This window comes from Phocaeicola coprocola (assembly GCF_041333015.1).
Taxonomy (GTDB): Bacteria; Bacteroidota; Bacteroidia; order Bacteroidales; family Bacteroidaceae; genus Phocaeicola; species Phocaeicola coprocola.
The window spans coordinates 1,746,729-1,765,381 of sequence record NZ_JBGKGM010000001.1 but is presented as its reverse complement, the minus strand read 5'-3'; the positions used below and the strand labels follow the sequence as shown (position 1 = coordinate 1,765,381).

At 39.6% G+C, this 18,653-nt stretch carries 16 protein-coding genes and 2 tRNA genes; 4 read left to right on the top strand and 14 right to left on the bottom strand.

Annotated features, from left to right (window positions below):
* Position 1: 1 nt before the first annotated feature.
* The 4 genes from ACDG22_RS07285 to folD form a co-directional block, all read right to left on the bottom strand.
* Complete coding sequence (locus ACDG22_RS07285; protein ID WP_270230689.1) at positions 2–1,132, bottom strand: hypothetical protein; 1,131 nt, start codon at positions 1,130–1,132, stop codon at positions 2–4.
* Positions 1,133–1,236: 104 nt separating this feature from the next.
* Positions 1,237–1,310, bottom strand: a tRNA-His gene (locus tag ACDG22_RS07280).
* A gap of 29 nt (positions 1,311–1,339) precedes the next feature.
* Positions 1,340–1,413, bottom strand: a tRNA-His gene (locus tag ACDG22_RS07275).
* A gap of 123 nt (positions 1,414–1,536) precedes the next feature.
* Positions 1,537–2,418, bottom strand: a complete 882-nt coding sequence (gene folD, locus ACDG22_RS07270) for a bifunctional methylenetetrahydrofolate dehydrogenase/methenyltetrahydrofolate cyclohydrolase FolD (protein ID WP_270231179.1) — start codon at positions 2,416–2,418, stop codon at positions 1,537–1,539.
* Positions 2,419–2,646: 228 nt separating this feature from the next.
* Between folD and ACDG22_RS07265 the strand changes: the two genes are divergently transcribed.
* On the top strand, positions 2,647–3,864 hold the full coding sequence (locus ACDG22_RS07265) for a transposase (protein ID WP_007566665.1): 1,218 nt from the start codon (positions 2,647–2,649) through the stop codon (positions 3,862–3,864).
* 219 nt (positions 3,865–4,083) lie between these two features.
* Here the strand turns inward: ACDG22_RS07265 and ACDG22_RS07260 are convergent, their stop codons facing one another.
* The gene (locus ACDG22_RS07260) at positions 4,084–5,106 is read right to left on the bottom strand and encodes a glycosyltransferase family 2 protein (RefSeq protein WP_040311836.1); all 1,023 of its coding nucleotides are present in this window, start codon (positions 5,104–5,106) and stop codon (positions 4,084–4,086) included.
* The gene (gene mtaB / locus ACDG22_RS07255) at positions 5,106–6,422 is read right to left on the bottom strand and encodes a tRNA (N(6)-L-threonylcarbamoyladenosine(37)-C(2))-methylthiotransferase MtaB (protein ID WP_007566904.1); all 1,317 of its coding nucleotides are present in this window, start codon (positions 6,420–6,422) and stop codon (positions 5,106–5,108) included. The genes ACDG22_RS07260 and mtaB overlap by 1 nt, the downstream gene beginning before the upstream one ends.
* 302 nt (positions 6,423–6,724) lie before the next feature.
* On the opposite strand from mtaB, the gene ACDG22_RS07250 reads away from it, so the two are divergent.
* Positions 6,725–6,925 (top strand): PG1828 family lipoprotein, encoded by a 201-nt coding sequence (locus ACDG22_RS07250; RefSeq protein ID WP_022126018.1) that lies wholly within the window; start codon positions 6,725–6,727, stop codon positions 6,923–6,925.
* 569 nt (positions 6,926–7,494) lie between these two features.
* Here ACDG22_RS07250 and rplI read toward each other — a convergent pair.
* Genes rplI through rpsF form a run of 3 tightly spaced genes read right to left on the bottom strand, consistent with a single transcriptional unit; the run spans position 7,495 to position 8,583 of the window.
* Entirely contained in the window at positions 7,495–7,944 is a 450-nt protein-coding gene (gene rplI, locus ACDG22_RS07245; protein ID WP_007566912.1) for a 50S ribosomal protein L9, read from the bottom strand.
* A 19-nt stretch (positions 7,945–7,963) separates the two neighbouring features.
* Positions 7,964–8,233: a 30S ribosomal protein S18 gene (gene rpsR / locus ACDG22_RS07240; RefSeq protein ID WP_005841178.1), complete on the bottom strand. Its 270-nt coding sequence runs from the start codon at positions 8,231–8,233 to the stop codon at positions 7,964–7,966.
* Positions 8,234–8,235: 2 nt separating this feature from the next.
* Entirely contained in the window at positions 8,236–8,583 is a 348-nt protein-coding gene (gene rpsF / locus ACDG22_RS07235; protein WP_007563184.1) for a 30S ribosomal protein S6, read from the bottom strand.
* 185 nt (positions 8,584–8,768) lie between these two features.
* Between rpsF and ACDG22_RS07230 the strand changes: the two genes are divergently transcribed.
* Both ACDG22_RS07230 and ACDG22_RS07225 read left to right on the top strand, forming a co-directional pair.
* Positions 8,769–9,215 (top strand): MarR family winged helix-turn-helix transcriptional regulator, encoded by a 447-nt coding sequence (locus ACDG22_RS07230; protein WP_007566914.1) that lies wholly within the window; start codon positions 8,769–8,771, stop codon positions 9,213–9,215.
* Positions 9,216–9,318: 103 nt separating this feature from the next.
* Entirely contained in the window at positions 9,319–9,495 is a 177-nt protein-coding gene (locus tag ACDG22_RS07225) for a hypothetical protein (protein ID WP_007566915.1), read from the top strand.
* A gap of 81 nt (positions 9,496–9,576) precedes the next feature.
* Here ACDG22_RS07225 and rprY read toward each other — a convergent pair whose 3' ends face one another.
* The 5 genes from rprY to ACDG22_RS07200 form a co-directional block, all read right to left on the bottom strand.
* Positions 9,577–10,275 carry a response regulator transcription factor RprY gene (gene rprY / locus ACDG22_RS07220; protein WP_021970280.1) on the bottom strand — a complete coding sequence of 233 codons (699 nt, stop codon included), beginning with the start codon at positions 10,273–10,275 and terminating at the stop codon, positions 9,577–9,579.
* A 1-nt stretch (position 10,276) separates the two neighbouring features.
* Positions 10,277–11,815 carry a sensor histidine kinase gene (locus ACDG22_RS07215; RefSeq protein WP_022126016.1) on the bottom strand — a complete coding sequence of 513 codons (1,539 nt, stop codon included), beginning with the start codon at positions 11,813–11,815 and terminating at the stop codon, positions 10,277–10,279.
* Positions 11,816–12,082: 267 nt separating this feature from the next.
* Positions 12,083–14,242 carry an elongation factor G gene (locus ACDG22_RS07210; protein WP_007566918.1) on the bottom strand — a complete coding sequence of 720 codons (2,160 nt, stop codon included), beginning with the start codon at positions 14,240–14,242 and terminating at the stop codon, positions 12,083–12,085.
* A 256-nt stretch (positions 14,243–14,498) separates the two neighbouring features.
* Entirely contained in the window at positions 14,499–16,535 is a 2,037-nt protein-coding gene (locus ACDG22_RS07205) for a M13 family metallopeptidase (protein WP_370858827.1), read from the bottom strand.
* A gap of 21 nt (positions 16,536–16,556) precedes the next feature.
* Complete coding sequence (locus tag ACDG22_RS07200) at positions 16,557–18,497, bottom strand: ABC-F family ATP-binding cassette domain-containing protein (RefSeq protein WP_022126014.1); 1,941 nt, start codon at positions 18,495–18,497, stop codon at positions 16,557–16,559.
* Positions 18,498–18,653 lie beyond the last annotated feature (156 nt).

Sequence of the window (18,653 nt, the reverse complement as noted above, 5' to 3'; positions counted from 1 at the left end):
CCTATTCTTTATAGGTAAAAACAAATATATGCGAAAGCTTATTGTTTACATTCGTAATTTGGACTGATAAGATAAACGAACGGAATAATTCTACATGATCATAAATAAACGCAGGTAGATAATTTTTATATGCACCCAGATTCTGCGCCAGCTTATCTACATCTGCCACCATAATAAAGGATGCATCGCGCGATAGATTCGAAACACACTCATCAAACAACGTGTGTTGCGGAACAGACAATACTTGCGAAATGCAGGAATCCACCTTTTCCTGACCGGAAAGGATGAGCACACTGTCCTCACGAAGAGGCTGAATGGACTTTAACCGTTCTTCTACCCTATATAGGCATGAATCGGAAGCATACATAGAGCCACTCAGATAAAACACTTCACTATTCAAATGAATATCAAATTCACTCCAACAATCAGTATTTTCTTCTGCCAGTAAAGGTATCGACGCTGTATGTCCGTATAAAGTCAAAAAATTTGCCGTCTTAGTATGAGCGATAGAAGTAAATCCGACATCCTGGCGCAATGACTTTTCGTCTTTCTCGGCATCTATTACTTTTTCTATCAGATTCTTCTGATAACTGACAGCCAAAAATCCCTTGCCATTGTAACAAGATATGAAATCATTATTACTTACGGGGTAAATCTCTATCGTTTTTCCTCTATAAGTTTCTTTTTTAGCTGAAAAAGAAAGTCCCTTTCTGGTTATCATTTCGCGAATGAAGTTCCTTCCAGATTCATTTGTACGGAAATACATAACCAAATTACGAGAAGAAATCGGAGCATGAAAACTCACCATCATATAATTCATCTGATTATGTAAATCGTGAGCATTCTCTACGATGTAAGGAATCATGCCTTCTCCCACAACAGAAAAAAGTCCACTGCTTTGAAGTGTATCAAGCTGTCCTGCATAAGCAGCCTGTGGAAACTCATTGACCATAAACTCAATATTATCAGTTTCCAAAAGTCCGATACAATCAGAAGGAACAACAGCAAGCAAATCAGCACCCTTTCCACTTTCTGCAAGACTCAAACGAGCAAAGCTATAAAGCCCTACTCCTATGCAAAAAAGTATAACAGAAAGTATTACACCTAATTTACCAACTGTACGCAATTTCATAGTTATTTATATTTTTATGCAAATATAAACAAATAATAAAGAAAAGCAAACTGGAAACACAAAAAAAGCGACCTTCATTTGAAGATCGCTTTCATTTTCAGAAGGGTGACTAGTGGGACTCGAACCCACGACATTCAGAACCACAATCTGACGCTCTAACCAACTGAACTATAGTCACCATATTAAAAATGGTTGCTTCTATGAAAGGGTGACTAGTGGGACTCGAACCCACGACATTCAGAACCACAATCTGACGCTCTAACCAACTGAACTATAGTCACCATGTTGATTACCCTTTCAAAAGCGAGTGCAAAGATATATGTTTATTTTGAATTTGCAAACACTTTTGAGAAAAATCTTTCATAAAAGTTCATTTTATGCTGTAAAACCTTCTAGAAGGAGCATTATTTATATATAGCCTTCTTACCAGCCAGCAATGTATTCTTCATCAACGATACAATTGTCATCGGTCCTACACCACCGGGAACTGGAGTTATATATGAGCATTTTGGAGCCACTTCATCAAATTTCACATCTCCGGTAAGTTTAAATCCTGATTTTTTTGTTGCATCGGGTACACGAGTTGTACCGACATCAATTACAACAGCCCCTTCCTTAACCATATCTGCCTTTACAAAATCAGGCTGTCCCAAAGCTGCTATAATTATATCCGCTTCACGACATTCTTTCACCAAATCCTTACTACGGCTATGGCAGACTGTTACGGTAGCATCACCCGGATATGCTTTCTGCATCATCAGCATTGCCATTGGTTTTCCGACAATATTACTTCTTCCAAGTACAACACATTTTTTACCCTGGGTTTCTATATTATAGCGTCGAAGCAGTTCCAAGATACCATTGGGAGTTGCAGAAACATAACAAGGAAGCCCGATGGACATACGGCCTACGTTTATCGGATGGAAGCCATCAACATCTTTACGATAGTCGATTGTTTCTATGACTTTCTGTTCTGAAATATGTTTAGGCAAAGGCAATTGTACGATAAATCCATCCACATCGGGATCATTATTCAGCTCTTGCACTTTCGCTAGAAGTTCTTCTTCGGTCACATCACTTTCGTAACGAATAAGAGTAGATTTGAAACCGCAAACTTCACAAGCCTTTACTTTTGCTGCAACATAGGTTTCACTACCCCCATCGTGCCCTACCAAAACCGCAGCCAGATGTGGACGCTTACCGCCACGGGCAACTATATCGGCAACTTCAGCAGCAATTTCCTGCTTTACTTGTTCCGAAACCTCTTTTCCATTAATTAATATCATAACAATACTTCGGTAAATTTTTACCGAAAGATTAAAAGTTAAACAACAGAACCGGCAAAAGCTGGTTCGGAAACACTAAAGAGGTCATTGAAATGTTGTCAAAAACGAATGGTTAAGCATGAAGAAATGTGCTGAAAAAAGAGAGCTAACCTGCTGATAATAAAGGAGGAAAGTATTGCATAATTCGTTATTTCTTAGTAAATTAGAAGTCTCTGAACTCTTCTGATTATGACTAAAGAAACACTCCTTATGCAATACCAATCCGAGTGCCTGTCGGCTCTCAAATCAGTAGCGAATATACACAAACCTTTTGAAAAAGCATTCATGGACACCATGAAATTATTCATGGCCATCCCGGATCGTATAAATTTCCTTCAATTGGGCAGATATGGCTGTTTCTCAGAACAGACTTATCGCAACCTTTTTGAGCATGAAACTTTCGACTGGTTTGCGTTCAACGGATCTATCATCAGCAAGTATCTCACAGGCAAAAGAAAAGCCATCGCCATCGATCCTTCCTATATTCCCAAATCAGGCAAGAAGACACCTTGGATAGGTTACTTCTGGTCCGGTTGTGCAGGAGAATACAAGCGTGGACTGGAAATCATGGGCATCGGTGTCATTGACATCGACAACCATGAATGCATGACTTTAGGTTCCATTCAGACGCCGGATTGTAAGACCTTGGATAATATGGACAAGAACCTTGTTGACTGGTACAGCTGCTATCTTATCAGCAGAAAAGACAAGCTGCAAAGCATATCCAAAACGGTGGTTGCAGACGCATTCTTTTCCAAGGAAACTTTCGTAACACCTATGTGTGAGAACGATTTCCATGTCATCAGCCGCTTTCGGAATGACGTAATCCTGTACTATCCGACATTGGAACAGAAAACAGGAAAACGTGGCCATCCCAAGTGGTTTGACGGCAGGATTGACTTTGCCAATCTGGATTTGACCCGGTGCAAGGAATACGAGGTGAACAAGGGAAAGCTATACGGATTGAGGGTATATGCAAAAGCTCTCAAAAGGTATGTTTCCTTAGCCATCTGGTATCCGATGGACGGGAGGACAGACAAGTGGCAGCTTTACTTCTCTACAGACGATTCCATGGATGGACGTGAGGTGCTGGATTATTACAGAACCAGGTTCCAACTGGAATTTTGCTTTAGAGATGGCAAGCAGCATGCAGGAATCACCAGCTGCCAGTCTACCGACTTCAGGAAATTGGATTTTCACTTCAATGCATCGCTTGCTGCTGTCAACTTGGCCAAAGCGGCATGTAAGAGGCTCGGAATAACCTATTCCATATCCTCCTGCAAGTCTTTCATACACAATGCTTATATGCTTGAACGATTTATTTGCGTGTTTGGGATTAGCCCAGACCCGCAAGTTATTGACAAACTTTTCAAAGAACTCATTTTATTTACTGCCAGAGCCGCTTAGGCTTGGCGAATTTTTAACGAACTATTGATCATAATATAAACTGCAATTATTAGGTTATCTGTAGTATTAACAAATGTACAATTTTTCAGGGATGCTTAACCGAGAAAAAGAACGGTTTATGTTTTATTAACACTGATTCAGTTTGTATTCTACCCATCTATCAGTGGGTACGACGAGGTTTCCAAGAGCGAGAAACAAGCCTCAAAACAAAAAAACTTTTTATTTCACAGGTAAATCTGCATATTTTTTTCTACCCAGCAGTTTCGACTGCCACAGGATGCTGAATTTAAAATGCTCTGGAATATCTGCGAGAGCAGTCTTATCCAAATTCTCCTGACGAGCTGAAGCAAATTCCGGACGTAAACGAAGAAATTCTTTTCTAGCCTGAAGTACCGCACGAAAATTAGAAACATCTCCTTTAAGCAGAAAGAACAAGGCTGCGAGATAGTCCAAGCATGTACGTATCCGCATTACTGAAACAAGCTCTTCAGCCGGAAGATTTTTATAAAGCATAAGCAGGTTATTGCGAAAGTTCAAGAACGTCTTCCGAGGATTTTCTTTCTTCAATGTGGCCCCACCTACATGATAGACTACGCTTTGAGGCAGGCAAACCAGCTCATAGCCACGGCTGCGCAAACGCCAGCACAAGTCTATTTCTTCCATATGTGCAAAGAAACGTCCGTCGAGTCCCCCTGCTTCCCGATATTTGTCAAGCCTGATAAATAAAGCTGCACCCGTAGCCCAGAAAATGGAAACCGGAGCATCATATTGTGCAATATCCTTTTCTACCGTATCAAACACACGGCCGCGACAGAACGGATACCCATATCGGTCGATAAATCCACCAGCCGCCCCTGCATATTCAAAATATTCTTTATTTTTCCAGTCGAGAATTTTAGGCTGGCAGGCTGCAACCTCCGGATGCAAATCCATATATGATACCATTACTGACAACCAGCCTGATGAAACTTTCACATCGCTGTTAAGCAACACAACATATTCAGCATCAACCTGTTCCAATGCTTTATTATATCCTTCTGCAAAACCATAATTCTCAGGCAGACGAATCAGACGGACAGAAGGGAACTCTCCTTCTACTATCCGGCAGGAATCATCAGATGAGCCATTATCGGCTACACAAACCTCTATTCCCTCTCCTTGCGAACACGAAATGACAGAAGGCAAAAAACGGCGCAGCATATCTGCGCCATTCCAGTTTAATATAACGACCGAAACTTTTATCATAATATAATACCTTTCAACGCGGTTCCGTCATCATTAAAATCACCTAAACGTACGCGTATTAACTGATTGTCTAAAGCATCGTTCTGCTCCAGTTCTACACGGATATAATTATCGGTGAACCCATGCATAGGACAACCTGGCTTGGAGTGTTCCATCAATACAGTTGCTTCCTGACCAATATGACGAGCATAAAAACTTCTTGTCTTTTCGTCCGATAATACCAGTAAACGCTGACTTCTTTGATATTTATCATCGGGAGAAACTACATAATCTATTTTCAAAGCCTGAGTACCAGGGCGTTCCGAATAACTGAACACATGAAGCTGGGTTACATCCAACCCTTGTATAAACTCATAAGCCTGTTCAAAGTATTCGGGCGTTTCTCCTCTTGTACCGACAATCACATCTACACCGATAAAGGCATCGGGCATCAGAAACTTGATTTTATGTATCTTGGAAGCAAAAAGCGCAGTATCATACCGGCGACGCATCAATTTAAGCACCTCATCACATCCTGACTGCAACGGAATATGGAAATGAGGCATAAAACGACGTGACCGTGCTACGTACTCTATAATCTCATCGGTAAGCAGGTTAGGCTCAATGGAAGAAATTCGATACCGCTCAATGCCTTCCACCGCATCAAGTGCCTTTACCAAATCGAAGAAACTTTCTCCTGTAGTTTTTCCGAAATCACCTATATTTACTCCAGTAAGTACAATTTCTTTTCCACCTTCTGCTGCCACCTGACGAGCTTGCTCTACCAGATCAGCAATTTTACCATTACGGCTTCTCCCTCGCGCAAAAGGTATAGTACAATACGAACAAAAATAATCACATCCGTCTTGTACCTTCAGGAAATAACGGGTACGGTCACCTCTAGAACATGAAGGAACAAAGGTACGTATATCCTTTGTGGCAGTAGTGATAGCTTCACCATGCTCATGCTTCTCCAAATTTCCCAAATATTTCATCAGATCGCCTTTCTGTTCAGCACCCAAAACCAGATCGACTCCCTCAATATCTGCTACCTGTCCAGGCTTCAGCTGCGCATAACATCCAGTCACTACGATAAAAGCTCCCGGATGCTCTTTCGCCAAACGATGAATAGCCTGACGGCATTTTTTATCTGCCATTTCAGTGACCGAACAGGTATTAATTACACAAATATCAGCCTGCTCACCTTTACGTACGGTACGGACTCCTACTTCCTTAAGCATTTTTCCAATGGTAGAAGTTTCCGCAAAGTTCAGTTTACAGCCTAATGTATAATAAACAGCCTTTTTATTTTGAAAAATAGTTGTATCTGTCATACTTTAAATATAATAATTTGAATGCAAAGTTACGTATTATTATCGGAACACAAAGATAAGGAAGAGAGCTTTCACCACCGAAAAAACATCTCCCCTAAAAACATGCAGAAAAATCGTTTAAATATACGAATATTCTCCCATATTCCCATATCCGAAAAGATCTTTTATGAAGAAAAGTATTTTAAAACATATTTTTTTTGAAAAAAAATGCCCTAAAGAGAACAACGTATTAAAAAAGTCTATATCTTTGCATCGTTTTAAGAAAACAACATAAGTATTACAGATTTTAAAAAGCAAAGAAAATGAAAAAATTAGTATTTTTGTTCGTAGCATTCGCTGCTGTATCTTTCGCATCTTGCGGTAACAAAGCAGCTAACAATGAATCAACAGTTGACTCAACTGCAGCAGTTGAAACAGTAGAAGAAGCAGCTCCAGTTGTTGATTCTACAGCAGTAGTAGCTGACTCAGCAGCAGTTGATTCTGCAGCAGTAGTAGCTGAATAATTTCGAACAACATTCGAGAGAATTGAAAGTCTGGCATGCGAAAGCATTCAGACTTTTTTTATGCCCTTTTATATCCTCTAATGAGCGATAAGAAATATTTCCTTTACCACCTTTCCCTATATTTACGTAGTAAATTCTCTACCAATCATATTCTTTCACCAAAAACATGCTCTTGTTTACTTCTCTTTTTGTACAAAAGAGAAAGACATTCGTACAAAAATTTCAAAAATATCCTGATATTTTTCCAGACTCTTGAGGAAGAATAAATCAGTATATCCACAAATTTCTGTAACACCCCATCTATTCCACTAGAGAAACAAAAAAAATCCAGCCCCTCATTTAGTAAAAAGAAAAACACTATAAATACTACCTTTTACAAAACCCCTTCTATTCTTTACCACCTCCTTAAAAATAATCACTGGTCATTACTTCAACCAGCAAGATCCACCAGCATAAACATAACCAACAATCAAGCAATTTTGAATATACTTATTAAGATAATAAAAAAAGAAATCCCGAGCAGATTTTCATCTACTCGGAATCCTATCAAGTATTTACAGACTGCAAAATTAAGCTTCTTCTGCAACAACTTCGAAAGGAATTTCAACAGAAACTTCCTTGTGAAGTTTAACGACTGCTTTGTAATGACCAACTTCTTTTACAGAATCCTTAACAACGATAATCTTACGATCGATGTTGTGACCCAATTTAGCCAATTCTTCAGCAATCTGAATATTACCAACTGAACCATAGATAACGCCAGTTGCGCTAACTTTTGTAGCGATCTTCAAAGATACATCTTTCAAAGATTCTGCTACTGCTTCAGCATCTTTCTTAATCTTTTCCAATTTATGAGCACGCTGTTTCAATTCTTCAGCCAACATTTTCTTTGCAGCTGGAGAAGCGATAACTGCTTTGCCTGTCGGAATAAGATAGTTACGACCATAACCTGACTTAACGGTTACAATATCATTCTTGTAGCCCAAGTTAACTACGTCTTCTTTCAAAATAATTTCCATACTCTTACTCCTCCTTTAATTATTTCATCATATCAGTTACGAAAGGCAGCAAAGCCAAGTGACGAGCTCTCTTAACAGCCTGCGCAATACGACGCTGGAACTTCAATGAAGTACCTGTAATACGGCGCGGAAGGATTTTACCCTGTTCGTTCAAGAATTTTTTCAAGAATTCAGGATCTTTGTAGTCGATATACTTAATACCACTCTTTTTGAAACGGCAGTATTTTTTCTTCTTAACGTCTACTGAAGGCGGAGTTAAATATCTGATTTCTGATTGTTGCTGTGCCATGATTAGTTTTCCTCCTTTTTAGTTGATTTTACATTTCTTCTCTTAGCAGCGTATTCTGCAGCGTATTTGTCCATCTTGAAAGTCAAGAAACGGATAACACGTTCGTCACGACGGTAGTTTACTTCAAGTTTTTCAATAACCGACGGTTCTGCTTTAAATTCAATCAGTTGATAGAAACCTGTAGATTTCTTCTGAATTGGGTAAGCCAATTTCTTCAATCCCCAGTTTTCTTCATTAATGATCTCCGCACCCTCCTGTGTAAGGATAGCTTTGAACTTCTCTACCGCTTCCTTCATCTGAACATCAGACAAAACGGGAGTTAAAATGAAAACGGTTTCGTATTGATTCATACTATACGTTAATTAAATTATTAATAATAAATTTTTTAAATGCGGCGCAAAGTTACGACTTTTTCTCTAATATACAAACCATTGCATTCTTTTTATATGATAAAGAATGTTATTTTGAGGCATTTTCATATACCATATATAGTAAAAGTATCGTATATTTGCGTAGTTGTTTAAACAATAATTACATGATAGAACAGTTTAACTTTGACATACAGCTCATTTTTGCGATCCTAAACGGAAAGGTTTCTGCTGCAATCAACCGTAAGCTAAGCCGTAATTTCCGACAGAATGGAATGGAGATAACCCCTGAACAATGGACCGTATTATTGTTCTTATGGGAAAAGGACGGAGTTACCCAGCAGGAGTTATGTAATGCGACTTTTAAGGACAAACCTAGCATGACTCGTCTGATAGACAACATGGAGCGCCAGCATCTGGTAGTACGTATATCGGATAAAAAAGACCGACGTACCAATTTGATACATCTTACAAAAACAGGAAAGGAACTGGAAGAAATGGCACGCTTTATAGCCAACAAAACATTAAAGGAGGCTCTTCACGGGCTGACATTGGAGGAATTAAGAGTGAGCCAGGAAGTTCTACGCAAAATCTTTACCAATACAAAAGACTAAGAGTAAGCTTTTTTATTTTTTTTCATCAAATAATTTCTTCAATACAAGAATTATCCTTTAATTTGTAACCAAGAAAAAATAAACCATAAAATAGAAGACACACATGAAAAGCTTATTAAAGAACTTAGGATTGTTACTGGTTATTATCGGAGCAGTAATCCTGATTATTTGCTACTATGGAGGCAACGTAAACGACAATGCGATTTTGGCAACTTCTTTGGTTCTCATTATCGTTGGATTAATTTCTCATATCGTTCTGAATAAACGTATTGCCGATTAATATTGAGCTAACAAAAAAGAGAAATAAAAAAGCCTGGGTTTTATAAACTCAGGCTTTTTTATTTCAGTTATCAGTTATTTCTTATTCTTGCTCTGGGGTAATCAATTTATATCCTTTACCATGGATATTGATAATCTCGATAGAATCATCATCTTTCAGATGCTTACGCAATTTAGTGATATACACATCCATGCTTCGTGCGTTAAAGTAATTATCATCTATCCAGATAGTCTTCAATGCAAAGTCACGCTGAAGAATTTCATTAGCATGAGCGCAAAGCAATCCTAACAATTCAGACTCTTTAGTTGTCAGTTTAGTCTGCTTATCGCCAATAGACAAAATCTGTTTCTGAGTATCGAATGTGAAACGTCCGATTTTATACATATTGCTTTCCTTATTGCGTTTTCCACGTACACGACGTAAAATAGCTTCGATACGGAAAGTCAGCTCTTCCATACTGAAAGGTTTAGTAATATAATCATCAGCACCAATCTTGAATCCTTCCAGGATATCTTCCTTCAGTGTTTTAGCTGTAAGGAAAATAATAGGAATTTCAGCATTTGCCTGACGTATTTCCTGTGCCAAAGTAAAACCATCTTTCTTAGGCATCATTACATCAAGTACACACAAATCGTATTTATTTTTCAAAAAGGCCTTGAAACCAGCTTCACCGTCAGGAAACAACTCTGCCGAATATCCTTTTGCCTGCAAATATTCTCTTAAAAGCATGCCAAGATTCTCATCATCCTCGCACAACAAAATACGCAATTTTTCGTCCATATCAATCTTCTTTAAATAAAGGTAATACAATAATAAATTTAGTTCCTACATTCAGTTCACTTTCGGCACGTATAGTTCCCTTGTGATCTGTAATTATCTTCTTTACATAGGCCAAGCCCAAACCAAAGCCTTTCACATCGTGTAAGTTGCCTGTATGAACCCGGTAGAACTTTTCAAATATTTTTTTCAGGTTTTCTTTCTTTATACCGATACCATTATCTTCTATCGATATATGAAGCTTGCCTGATTCATTCCAAGTACGGACTTTCAGATGAATATTAACATCCGGTTTCTTATATTTCAATGCATTATCCAAAAGATTGAATATTACATTCGTAAAATGCATTTCATCTACATAGATGAACGGATCGTCGGCATCCAGAGCAACATCCAAAGTTCCGTTACAGTTTTCCACTTTCAGGCGGAATGTGTTGGTTACACCGTAAACCAGTTCATTGGCATCAACCTCTTTTTTCTTCAGTGTTGCCTTTTGTCGTTCGAACATAGACATCTGCAAAACCTTTTCTACCTGGAAACGCAATCGTTTGGTTTCATCATTTATAACCCCAGAAATATGCTTAAACATGGCAGGCGATTTACCTACGGCCGGATCATTCAACATCTGGGCAGCCAAAGAAATAGTAGAGATAGGTGTCTTGAATTCATGAGTCATATTGTTAATGAAATCATTCTTTATCTCTGTCAGTTTCTTCTGACGGAAAATGATGTATATGGTAAAAATAAAAGTCACCAACAATACCAGCGTAAAAATAATAGATGGTATCATGAACCGTACAGAACTGAAAATGTAATTGTCCATTGTCGGGAAAAAGACATTTACAAATCCCATCTTTGCGGGAGGATCTTTTTCGAACAGCAACCGAGAGTAAACCTTTTCGTTATCGTATTCATAATCAGAGCAACGATAAATTTCTTTATTATCACGGTCTGTTACCGTAAAATGATAAGGTATGTCTACCCCGTTATTCTTTAATTCCGAATTCAGAAAATAATCCAGCTGTTTGAAATTTACTCGTTCTTTCAACGGCTTATCACTCGCCGTATAAAGAATATTGTAAACTACCTCATTCAACAAAGCACGCTGGTAAATATAACGTTCTTTTACGATCTCCTGCAACGTACGTGAAGTCTGAGGAATATTCTTTCCGGTTGAAATAATCTCTTTAGGAATACTAGAAGGACGATTTATCACAGTTTTCCACTCGAAAGTAGAAATCGTACTTCCATCGGAAGAACCGATCAACACACTTCCACTAGACTGAGACTGATGTTGACCTTGAAATTGTTGAGAAAGCTGTGCAGCACGTTCAGTGGCCGCAACATCTTTTTCAAGATATTTTTTCGTTTCCACCAACTCTAAGTTATGAACAGCCTGAGCAAGACTCCGTCCTACATTCTCTTCGAACTGCTCCTTGCGCATCTTGACCATCTCTTCTATATAACTTACCTGCAAATAGAGCAAGCTAAGAAAAGAGAGTCCCATTACAATACCTAATATCCAAATAGTTGACTTTTTCATGAAGGCAAAATTAAACAGCTATCACTTACAAGATACTCTGCTTAACATGTTTTAATCCGTGATTCTCTTATATTAACGAAAAGCGGATATTTACATGTTATTTTAAAAACTTTACGCCACACATTACTCTGCTTTAATGCAAAAATAATAAAATTTTAAATTAATAACAAACAAAGTATGCTAATTGTTTAAGCTTCGTTAAATAAAAAAGGCCGCATTTTTAAGAAATGCGACCTTTGCAACCTATAAAAACAACAACTAGAAAGTTTATACCTCTTCTTTTTCTTGTTCTTCGAATTCTTTCATCAACTTATTCTGAACATCAGTCGGCACAAGTTCATAACTTGCAAACTTCATAATGAACGAAGCGCGTCCTCCTGTAAGTGAGCTCAATGCTGTAGAATAATTAGACATTTCTTTCAAAGGTACCTTTGCAGCAAGCTTTTCATAGCCTTTTTCACTGCTCATACCCATAATCATACCTCTACGGCCTTGCATATCACTCATAACATCACCCAGTTTATCACTTGGTACGAATACTTCTACGTCATAAATAGGTTCCAGAATCTTCGGACCAGCATTTTTAAAGGCTTCACTGAAGGCCTGGCGTCCGGCCAGCATGAAAGAAATTTCATTTGAATCTACCGGATGCATCTTACCGTCATAAACAATTACACGTACGTCACGGGCATACGAACCGGTCAAAGGTCCCTGTTCCATACGGCTCATGATACCTTTCAAAATAGCCGGCATGAAACGAGTATCAATAGCACCACCTACTACACTGTTAACAAATACCAATTTACCGCCCCATTCCAGATCAATTGTTTCTGTACTCTTTACATTCATCTTAAATTCCTGGCCGTTGAATTTATACAGTTCAGGAGCAGGCATTCCTTCATAATAAGGTTCTACAATCAGATGAACTTCACCAAACTGACCAGCTCCTCCCGACTGTTTCTTGTGGCGATAATCGGCACGAGCAGCTTTTGTAATAGTTTCACGATATGGAATCTTAGGTTCATAGAACTGTACCTGAAGCTTTTCATTGTTTTCCAGACGCCATTTCAAGGTACGCAAGTGGAATTCACCCTGACCATGAACCAAAATCTGTTTCAACTCTTTAGACTGTTCTACTACCCAAGTCGGATCTTCCTCACGCATGCGGTTCAATACAGCCATCATCTTTTCTGTATCAGCTTCATTGACCGGCTTAATAGCACGAGTATATTTCGGATTCGGATACTTAATAAAGTTAAAACGATTTTCGCAGTCTTTACCATTCAAGGTATTTCCTGTCTTCACATCTTTCAGTTTCACTGTACATCCGATATCTCCCGCACGAAGTTCGTCTACCTTTTCACGGTTAGCTCCGGCACACACATAAAGCTGTGCCATGCGTTCTTTAGAACCACGATCGGCATTATTCAAATCATCACCTTCGTGTACAACTCCACTCATAACCTTGAAGTACTGTACATCTCCGATATGTGGTTCAACTGCTGTTTTAAAGAAATACAAAGAAGTAGGTCCGTTTGCATCAGGAGCAACAGGAACACCACGTGTATTATGTACAGTAGGCATTTCATCAACAAATGGAACGACATTACCCAAGAATTCCATCAGTCGGCGAACTCCCATATCTTTACCTGCACATACACAGAAAACAGGGAACATACCACGTGCAGCCAATCCTTTACGAATACCTTCACGCATTTCGTCTTCTGTAAGCGATTCAGATTCGAAGAATTTCTCCATCAAAGCTTCATCATGTTCGGCAGCAGCCTCTACCAGAGTCTTATGCCAAGCCTGAGCTTTTTCCATTTCCTCAGCAGGAATTTCTTCGATAGTCGGTGCTCCACCGTCAGGACCCCATGAATATTTTTTCATCAAAAGTACATCGATCAACGAATTGAAGTCTGGTCCTGTAGCCAACGGATACTGAACCGGAACAACTTTAGAACCGTAATTTTCCTTCAACTGTTCCAATACATGATCGAAATCACATTTTTCACTATCAAGCTGGTTTACCAGGAAAATCACAGGTTTTCCCAACTTTTCAGTATAACGGAAATGATTTTGTGTACCTACTTCGGGACCATACTGGCCATTCAACAATAAAATAGCCGTATCCGTTACGTTCAATGCTGTAATAGCAGCTCCCACAAAGTCATCACTTCCCGGACAGTCGATGATATTCAGTTTTTTGCCATTCCACTCTACATGATAAACGGTAGAGAAGACCGAGTAACCATACTCCTGCTCTACCGGAAAATAGTCGCTGACTGTATTTTTGGCAGTGATTCTGCCGCGACGTTTTATAATACCACTCTCATAGAGCAGCGCTTCTGTGAGGGTGGTTTTACCTGATCCGTCATTGCCAAGCAGGGCAATGTTTTTAATTTCGTTGGTCTGATATACTTTCATGGTATTTCAAGATTTAATTATTGAACAAAAGGATATGCTTTTCATATCTCTAACATAGTGATGCGCAAATTAGAAATTAATGAGCAGAAATGCAACAAATTTATTCGTGTTACTAAACTATGTTTTTAGACAGAAAACGTCAAGATTCATCTTTTTCCCCTCTACGGCATCAGACTAAATACAATAAAAAAGGCCATGCCACGGCAAACCCAAATTGCCTTGACATGACCTTTTCTAAGATATATAAAGAACTGTATTACCAGATATTTACACGGTTTTCAGGAGCAATATACATCGGACTTTCCGGAGTGATATTGAAGGCATCATACCAAGCCTGAATATGAGGCAGAGCACCATTTACACGCCATTCGCCCAATGAATGAGGATCTGATTTTGTACGAGAACGCATATCTTCTTCACGAGTATTGGCAGCCCATACAGTTGCATAAGCCAAGAAGAAACGCTGTTCCGGAGTAAATCCGTCTACATCACCCAGAGGATTTTCTTTCATTGCATTCTGGAATGCAAGATATGAAACATTCAGACCTCCATGGTCAGCCAGATTTTCACCCAAAGTCAGTTGTCCGTTAGCTTTCAGTCCCGGCAATACTTCGATATTGTTGAAGAAATCAACCATCACTTTTGCACGAGCATCGAAACGTTCTGCATCACCTTCTGCCCACCAGTCGGTCAGGTTACCATTCTTGTCATACTGACGACCCTGATCATCGAATCCGTGAGTCATTTCATGACCGATTACTACACCGATAGCACCATAGTTGAATGCGTCATCAGCGTTCATATCGAAGAACGGATATTGCAGGATACCTGCCGGGAAGCAGATTTCGTTAGTAGAAGGATTATAATAAGCATTTACTGTCTGTGGAGTCATCAGCCATTCATCCTTATCAACAGGTTTTCCCAGACGGTTGTACATGTCATCCAATCCCCATTTGTTTGCACGGCAAGCATTAGCCCAATAAGAGTCCTTCTTGATGTCCAGATTTGAATAATCTTTCCACTTGTCAGGATATCCCACCTTAACATGGAAAGTAGACAGTTTTTCCAAAGCAACCATCTTCGTACTGTCACTCATCCATTCCTGAGCCTTAATACGTTCTCCAAGAGCATCCTGTAAATTCTTAACCAGCTTAACCATACGTTCTTTGGCTGCTGCAGGGAAATATTTTTCTACATACATTTGTCCTACAGCTTCACCCAGCATGCTTTCTACAGCGCTAACGGCACGCTTCCAGCGAGGAGAGTTCTGCTGACGTCCAGACAATACCTTTCCATAGAAATCGAAACGAGCTGTTACAAAGTCATCGCTCAGATAAGGAGCAGCAGCGTCCAGCAAATTATACTGTAAATAAGAGATATGTTTTGATACAGGAAGTGTGTTGATCAGTTTTTCAACTTCTTTCAGAGGTTCTATCTGCATCACGTTCAATTCAGTAACTTCCTTGATGCCCAAGCCTTTCAAATAAGTATCCCAGTCAATACCAGAGAAAGTCTTTTTCAGATCGGCATACGACATCTTATGGTAGTTAGCCTCTGGATTACGTTGCTGTACAGCGTTGAAAGCTTCCTTAGCGATAGAAGTTTCTATTTCCATTACATCAGCCATTTTCTGCTGAGCCTCAGCTTCAGAGAATCCTGCCAGAGTAAAGAGTTTAGCAATATATTTCTTGTAATTTTCACGCACATTTACAGTTGCGCTGTCATTGTCGAGGTAATATTCTTTCTCACCCAAGTTAAATCCACCCTGAGCAATCTGGAACATATTGACATCACTGTTTTTCGGATCTGCATAAACAAAGCTTGAGAAATAAGTTCCGATACCACAGTTCAGCAGTTCTACTACCATAGGGATAATTTCTTTTTTATCCTTCAAAGCAGCAATTTTATCCATTTCTGCCTTTACCGGAGCCATGCCCTCTTTGTTAAGAGTCACGCTATCCATTGCCATGTTATACACATCCCCGATCTTCTGAGCCAGCGAACCCGGTTCATTCTGCTTAGAAGCCAGTCCTTCGATAAGTTCCTGCAATTGTTTGCGGTTGTTTTCAATCAGCACTTCAAATGTTCCATAACGAGAATACTCGTCTGTGAGAGGATGATTCTTCATCCAGCCGCCACATGCATAACGATAGAAATCCTGACTAGGAGCAACTGTAGTGTCAAGATTTTCCAAGTTGATACCGGAAGTAGTTTTAGCTTCCTTTTGTCCGGCACAACCTGTCATGGCAGCAGCAACCAGCACTGCCATAGCAGCAAAAAGTTTTGTTTTCATAATCAATTATAATTAGCAGTTTTAACTTTTAAGTTCTTCCAGTTCAAGAGAAACATTCTCCCATTCTTCTTCAGCATCCGAAATCTGTTTTTTGAGTTGCTGATGCTGTTCGTATAATTTCATATCCGATGCCCCTTCTGGAGTAGCCATCCGTTCTTCCAGTTCGGCAACTTCTTTTTCCAGACGTTCAATAAGCGTTTCACAATCCGCAACCTGTTTTTCCAGTTTACGGATTTTTTTGTTCTGCTCTTTCTGTGCTTCGTACGAAAGTTTATTGTCACTGGCCTGTACCGGTTCTTCTTTCTTCGCAGCAGAAACAGTAGGCGACTGAGAAAGCTGAAGTTCATTGAGGTTTTCCATTTTCTTTTTCTGCAAGAAATCGTAAATCCCTCCAATATGTTCTTTCACTACACCTCCTCCAAACTCATAAACCTTTGTAACCAGTCCGTCCAAAAATTCACGGTCGTGAGAAACTACTATCACCGTACCGTCAAATTCACGGATAGCCTCTTTCAGCACATCCTTGGAACGCATATCCAAGTGGTTGGTAGGTTCGTCCAGTATCAGGAAGTTTACCGGTTCCAGCAACAGTTTTATCATCGCCAGTCGGCTCCGCTCCCCTCCCGAAAGCACCTTTACTTTCTTGTCGGAAGCTTCCCCGCCAAACATAAATGCCCCCAATATATCGCGTATTTTCAAGCGTATATCTCCTTTGGCTACAGAATCTATCGTATCAAAAACAGTCAGATTTCCATCAAGCAGCTGCGCCTGATTCTGCGCAAAATAGCCGATCTGTACATTGTGTCCTATTACCAGCTTTCCTTCGTATGGAATTTCATCCATGATACATTTCACGAGAGTTGACTTACCTTCACCGTTCTTTCCAACGAAAGCAACTTTCTCTCCACGATTGATAGTCAAGGTTACATCATGAAACACAACATGGTCGCCATATGCTTTCTTTACCCCTTCGCAAATTACCGGATAATTGCCGGAACGCATGGCAGGAGGAAATTTCAAACGAAGTGCTGAGTTATCTTCTTCATCTATTTCAATAGGAACTATTTTCTCCAGTTGCTTGATACGGCTTTGTACCTGAACGGCTTTTGTCGCTTTATAGCGGAAACGCTCTATAAAGTCTTCAGTATCTTTTATCTCCTTCTGCTGATTTTCGTACGCACGCAACTGCTGTTCGCGACGTTCTTTACGGAGGACGACAAATTCATCGTAAGCAACCTTATAGTCATAAATACGTCCACAAGATATCTCGATAGTCCGGTTTGTTACGTTATTGATGAAAGCACGGTCGTGACTGACCAGCACAACAGCACCGGGACTCATTTTCAGGAAGTTTTCCAGCCATTGAATACTTTCAATATCCAAATGGTTGGTCGGCTCGTCCAGCAACAATACATCAGGGCGGCGTAACAACAGCTTTGCCAGCTCAATACGCATACGCCATCCTCCACTGAACTCACTGGTAGGACGATCAAAATCAGACCGGCTGAATCCGAGTCCGACCAAGGTACGTTCTATTTCCGCTCTGTAATTTGTACCGCCCATCATCAGGAAGCGTTCGTTATCGTGAGTAAACCGATCTATCAGCTCATGATAACTTTCCGAATCGTAATCCGTACGGTCGGCAAGTTCCTGATTCATTTTTGCCAACTTATCCTGTAACTCGAATATATGTTCGAATGCCATTTCGGCCTCAGCCATTACCGTACGCGTATCACTCAGAATCATCACCTGAGGCAAATATCCGATTGTCACTCCTCGCTGTACAGCAACATTACCTTCAGTAGGTTGTTGCAGGCCTGCCAGAATCTTCAGCATGGTCGATTTTCCCGCACCATTTTTACCTACTAATGCTATACGGTCTTTCTTATTTATAACAAATGAAACATCCTCGAACAAAGGAGTAACTCCAAACTCAACTTTCAGTCCTTCAATAGAAATCATATATTCGTTCCAACTTTACAAAGTGCAGGCAAAGGTAGCATTTATTTCCTTTTATTTTATACATTTGCTTATACAAATCAATCATTATATTACTTATTTATGAAAAACGCGACAAAAAAATTTCTTCTATTATCCGCCGGCATATGTATTTGCTGT

What these genes read in the sequence shown, in the direction of transcription:
- ACDG22_RS07285 (WP_270230689.1), bottom strand. Translation starts at nt 1,132, where the DNA reads ATGAAATTGCGTACAGTTGGTAAATTAGGTGTAATACTTTCTGTTATA.
- folD (WP_270231179.1), bottom strand. Translation starts at nt 2,418, where the DNA reads ATGATATTAATTAATGGAAAAGAGGTTTCGGAACAAGTAAAGCAGGAA.
- ACDG22_RS07265 (WP_007566665.1), top strand. Translation starts at nt 2,647, where the DNA reads ATGACTAAAGAAACACTCCTTATGCAATACCAATCCGAGTGCCTGTCG.
- mtaB (WP_007566904.1), bottom strand. Translation starts at nt 6,422, where the DNA reads ATGACAGATACAACTATTTTTCAAAATAAAAAGGCTGTTTATTATACA.
- ACDG22_RS07250 (WP_022126018.1), top strand. Translation starts at nt 6,725, where the DNA reads ATGAAAAAATTAGTATTTTTGTTCGTAGCATTCGCTGCTGTATCTTTC.
- rplI (WP_007566912.1), bottom strand. Translation starts at nt 7,944, where the DNA reads ATGGAAATTATTTTGAAAGAAGACGTAGTTAACTTGGGCTACAAGAAT.
- rpsR (WP_005841178.1), bottom strand. Translation starts at nt 8,233, where the DNA reads ATGGCACAGCAACAATCAGAAATCAGATATTTAACTCCGCCTTCAGTA.
- rpsF (WP_007563184.1), bottom strand. Translation starts at nt 8,583, where the DNA reads ATGAATCAATACGAAACCGTTTTCATTTTAACTCCCGTTTTGTCTGAT.
- ACDG22_RS07230 (WP_007566914.1), top strand. Translation starts at nt 8,769, where the DNA reads ATGATAGAACAGTTTAACTTTGACATACAGCTCATTTTTGCGATCCTA.
- ACDG22_RS07225 (WP_007566915.1), top strand. Translation starts at nt 9,319, where the DNA reads ATGAAAAGCTTATTAAAGAACTTAGGATTGTTACTGGTTATTATCGGA.
- rprY (WP_021970280.1), bottom strand. Translation starts at nt 10,275, where the DNA reads ATGGACGAAAAATTGCGTATTTTGTTGTGCGAGGATGATGAGAATCTT.
- ACDG22_RS07215 (WP_022126016.1), bottom strand. Translation starts at nt 11,815, where the DNA reads ATGAAAAAGTCAACTATTTGGATATTAGGTATTGTAATGGGACTCTCT.
- ACDG22_RS07210 (WP_007566918.1), bottom strand. Translation starts at nt 14,242, where the DNA reads ATGAAAGTATATCAGACCAACGAAATTAAAAACATTGCCCTGCTTGGC.
- ACDG22_RS07205 (WP_370858827.1), bottom strand. Translation starts at nt 16,535, where the DNA reads ATGAAAACAAAACTTTTTGCTGCTATGGCAGTGCTGGTTGCTGCTGCC.
- ACDG22_RS07200 (WP_022126014.1), bottom strand. Translation starts at nt 18,497, where the DNA reads ATGATTTCTATTGAAGGACTGAAAGTTGAGTTTGGAGTTACTCCTTTG.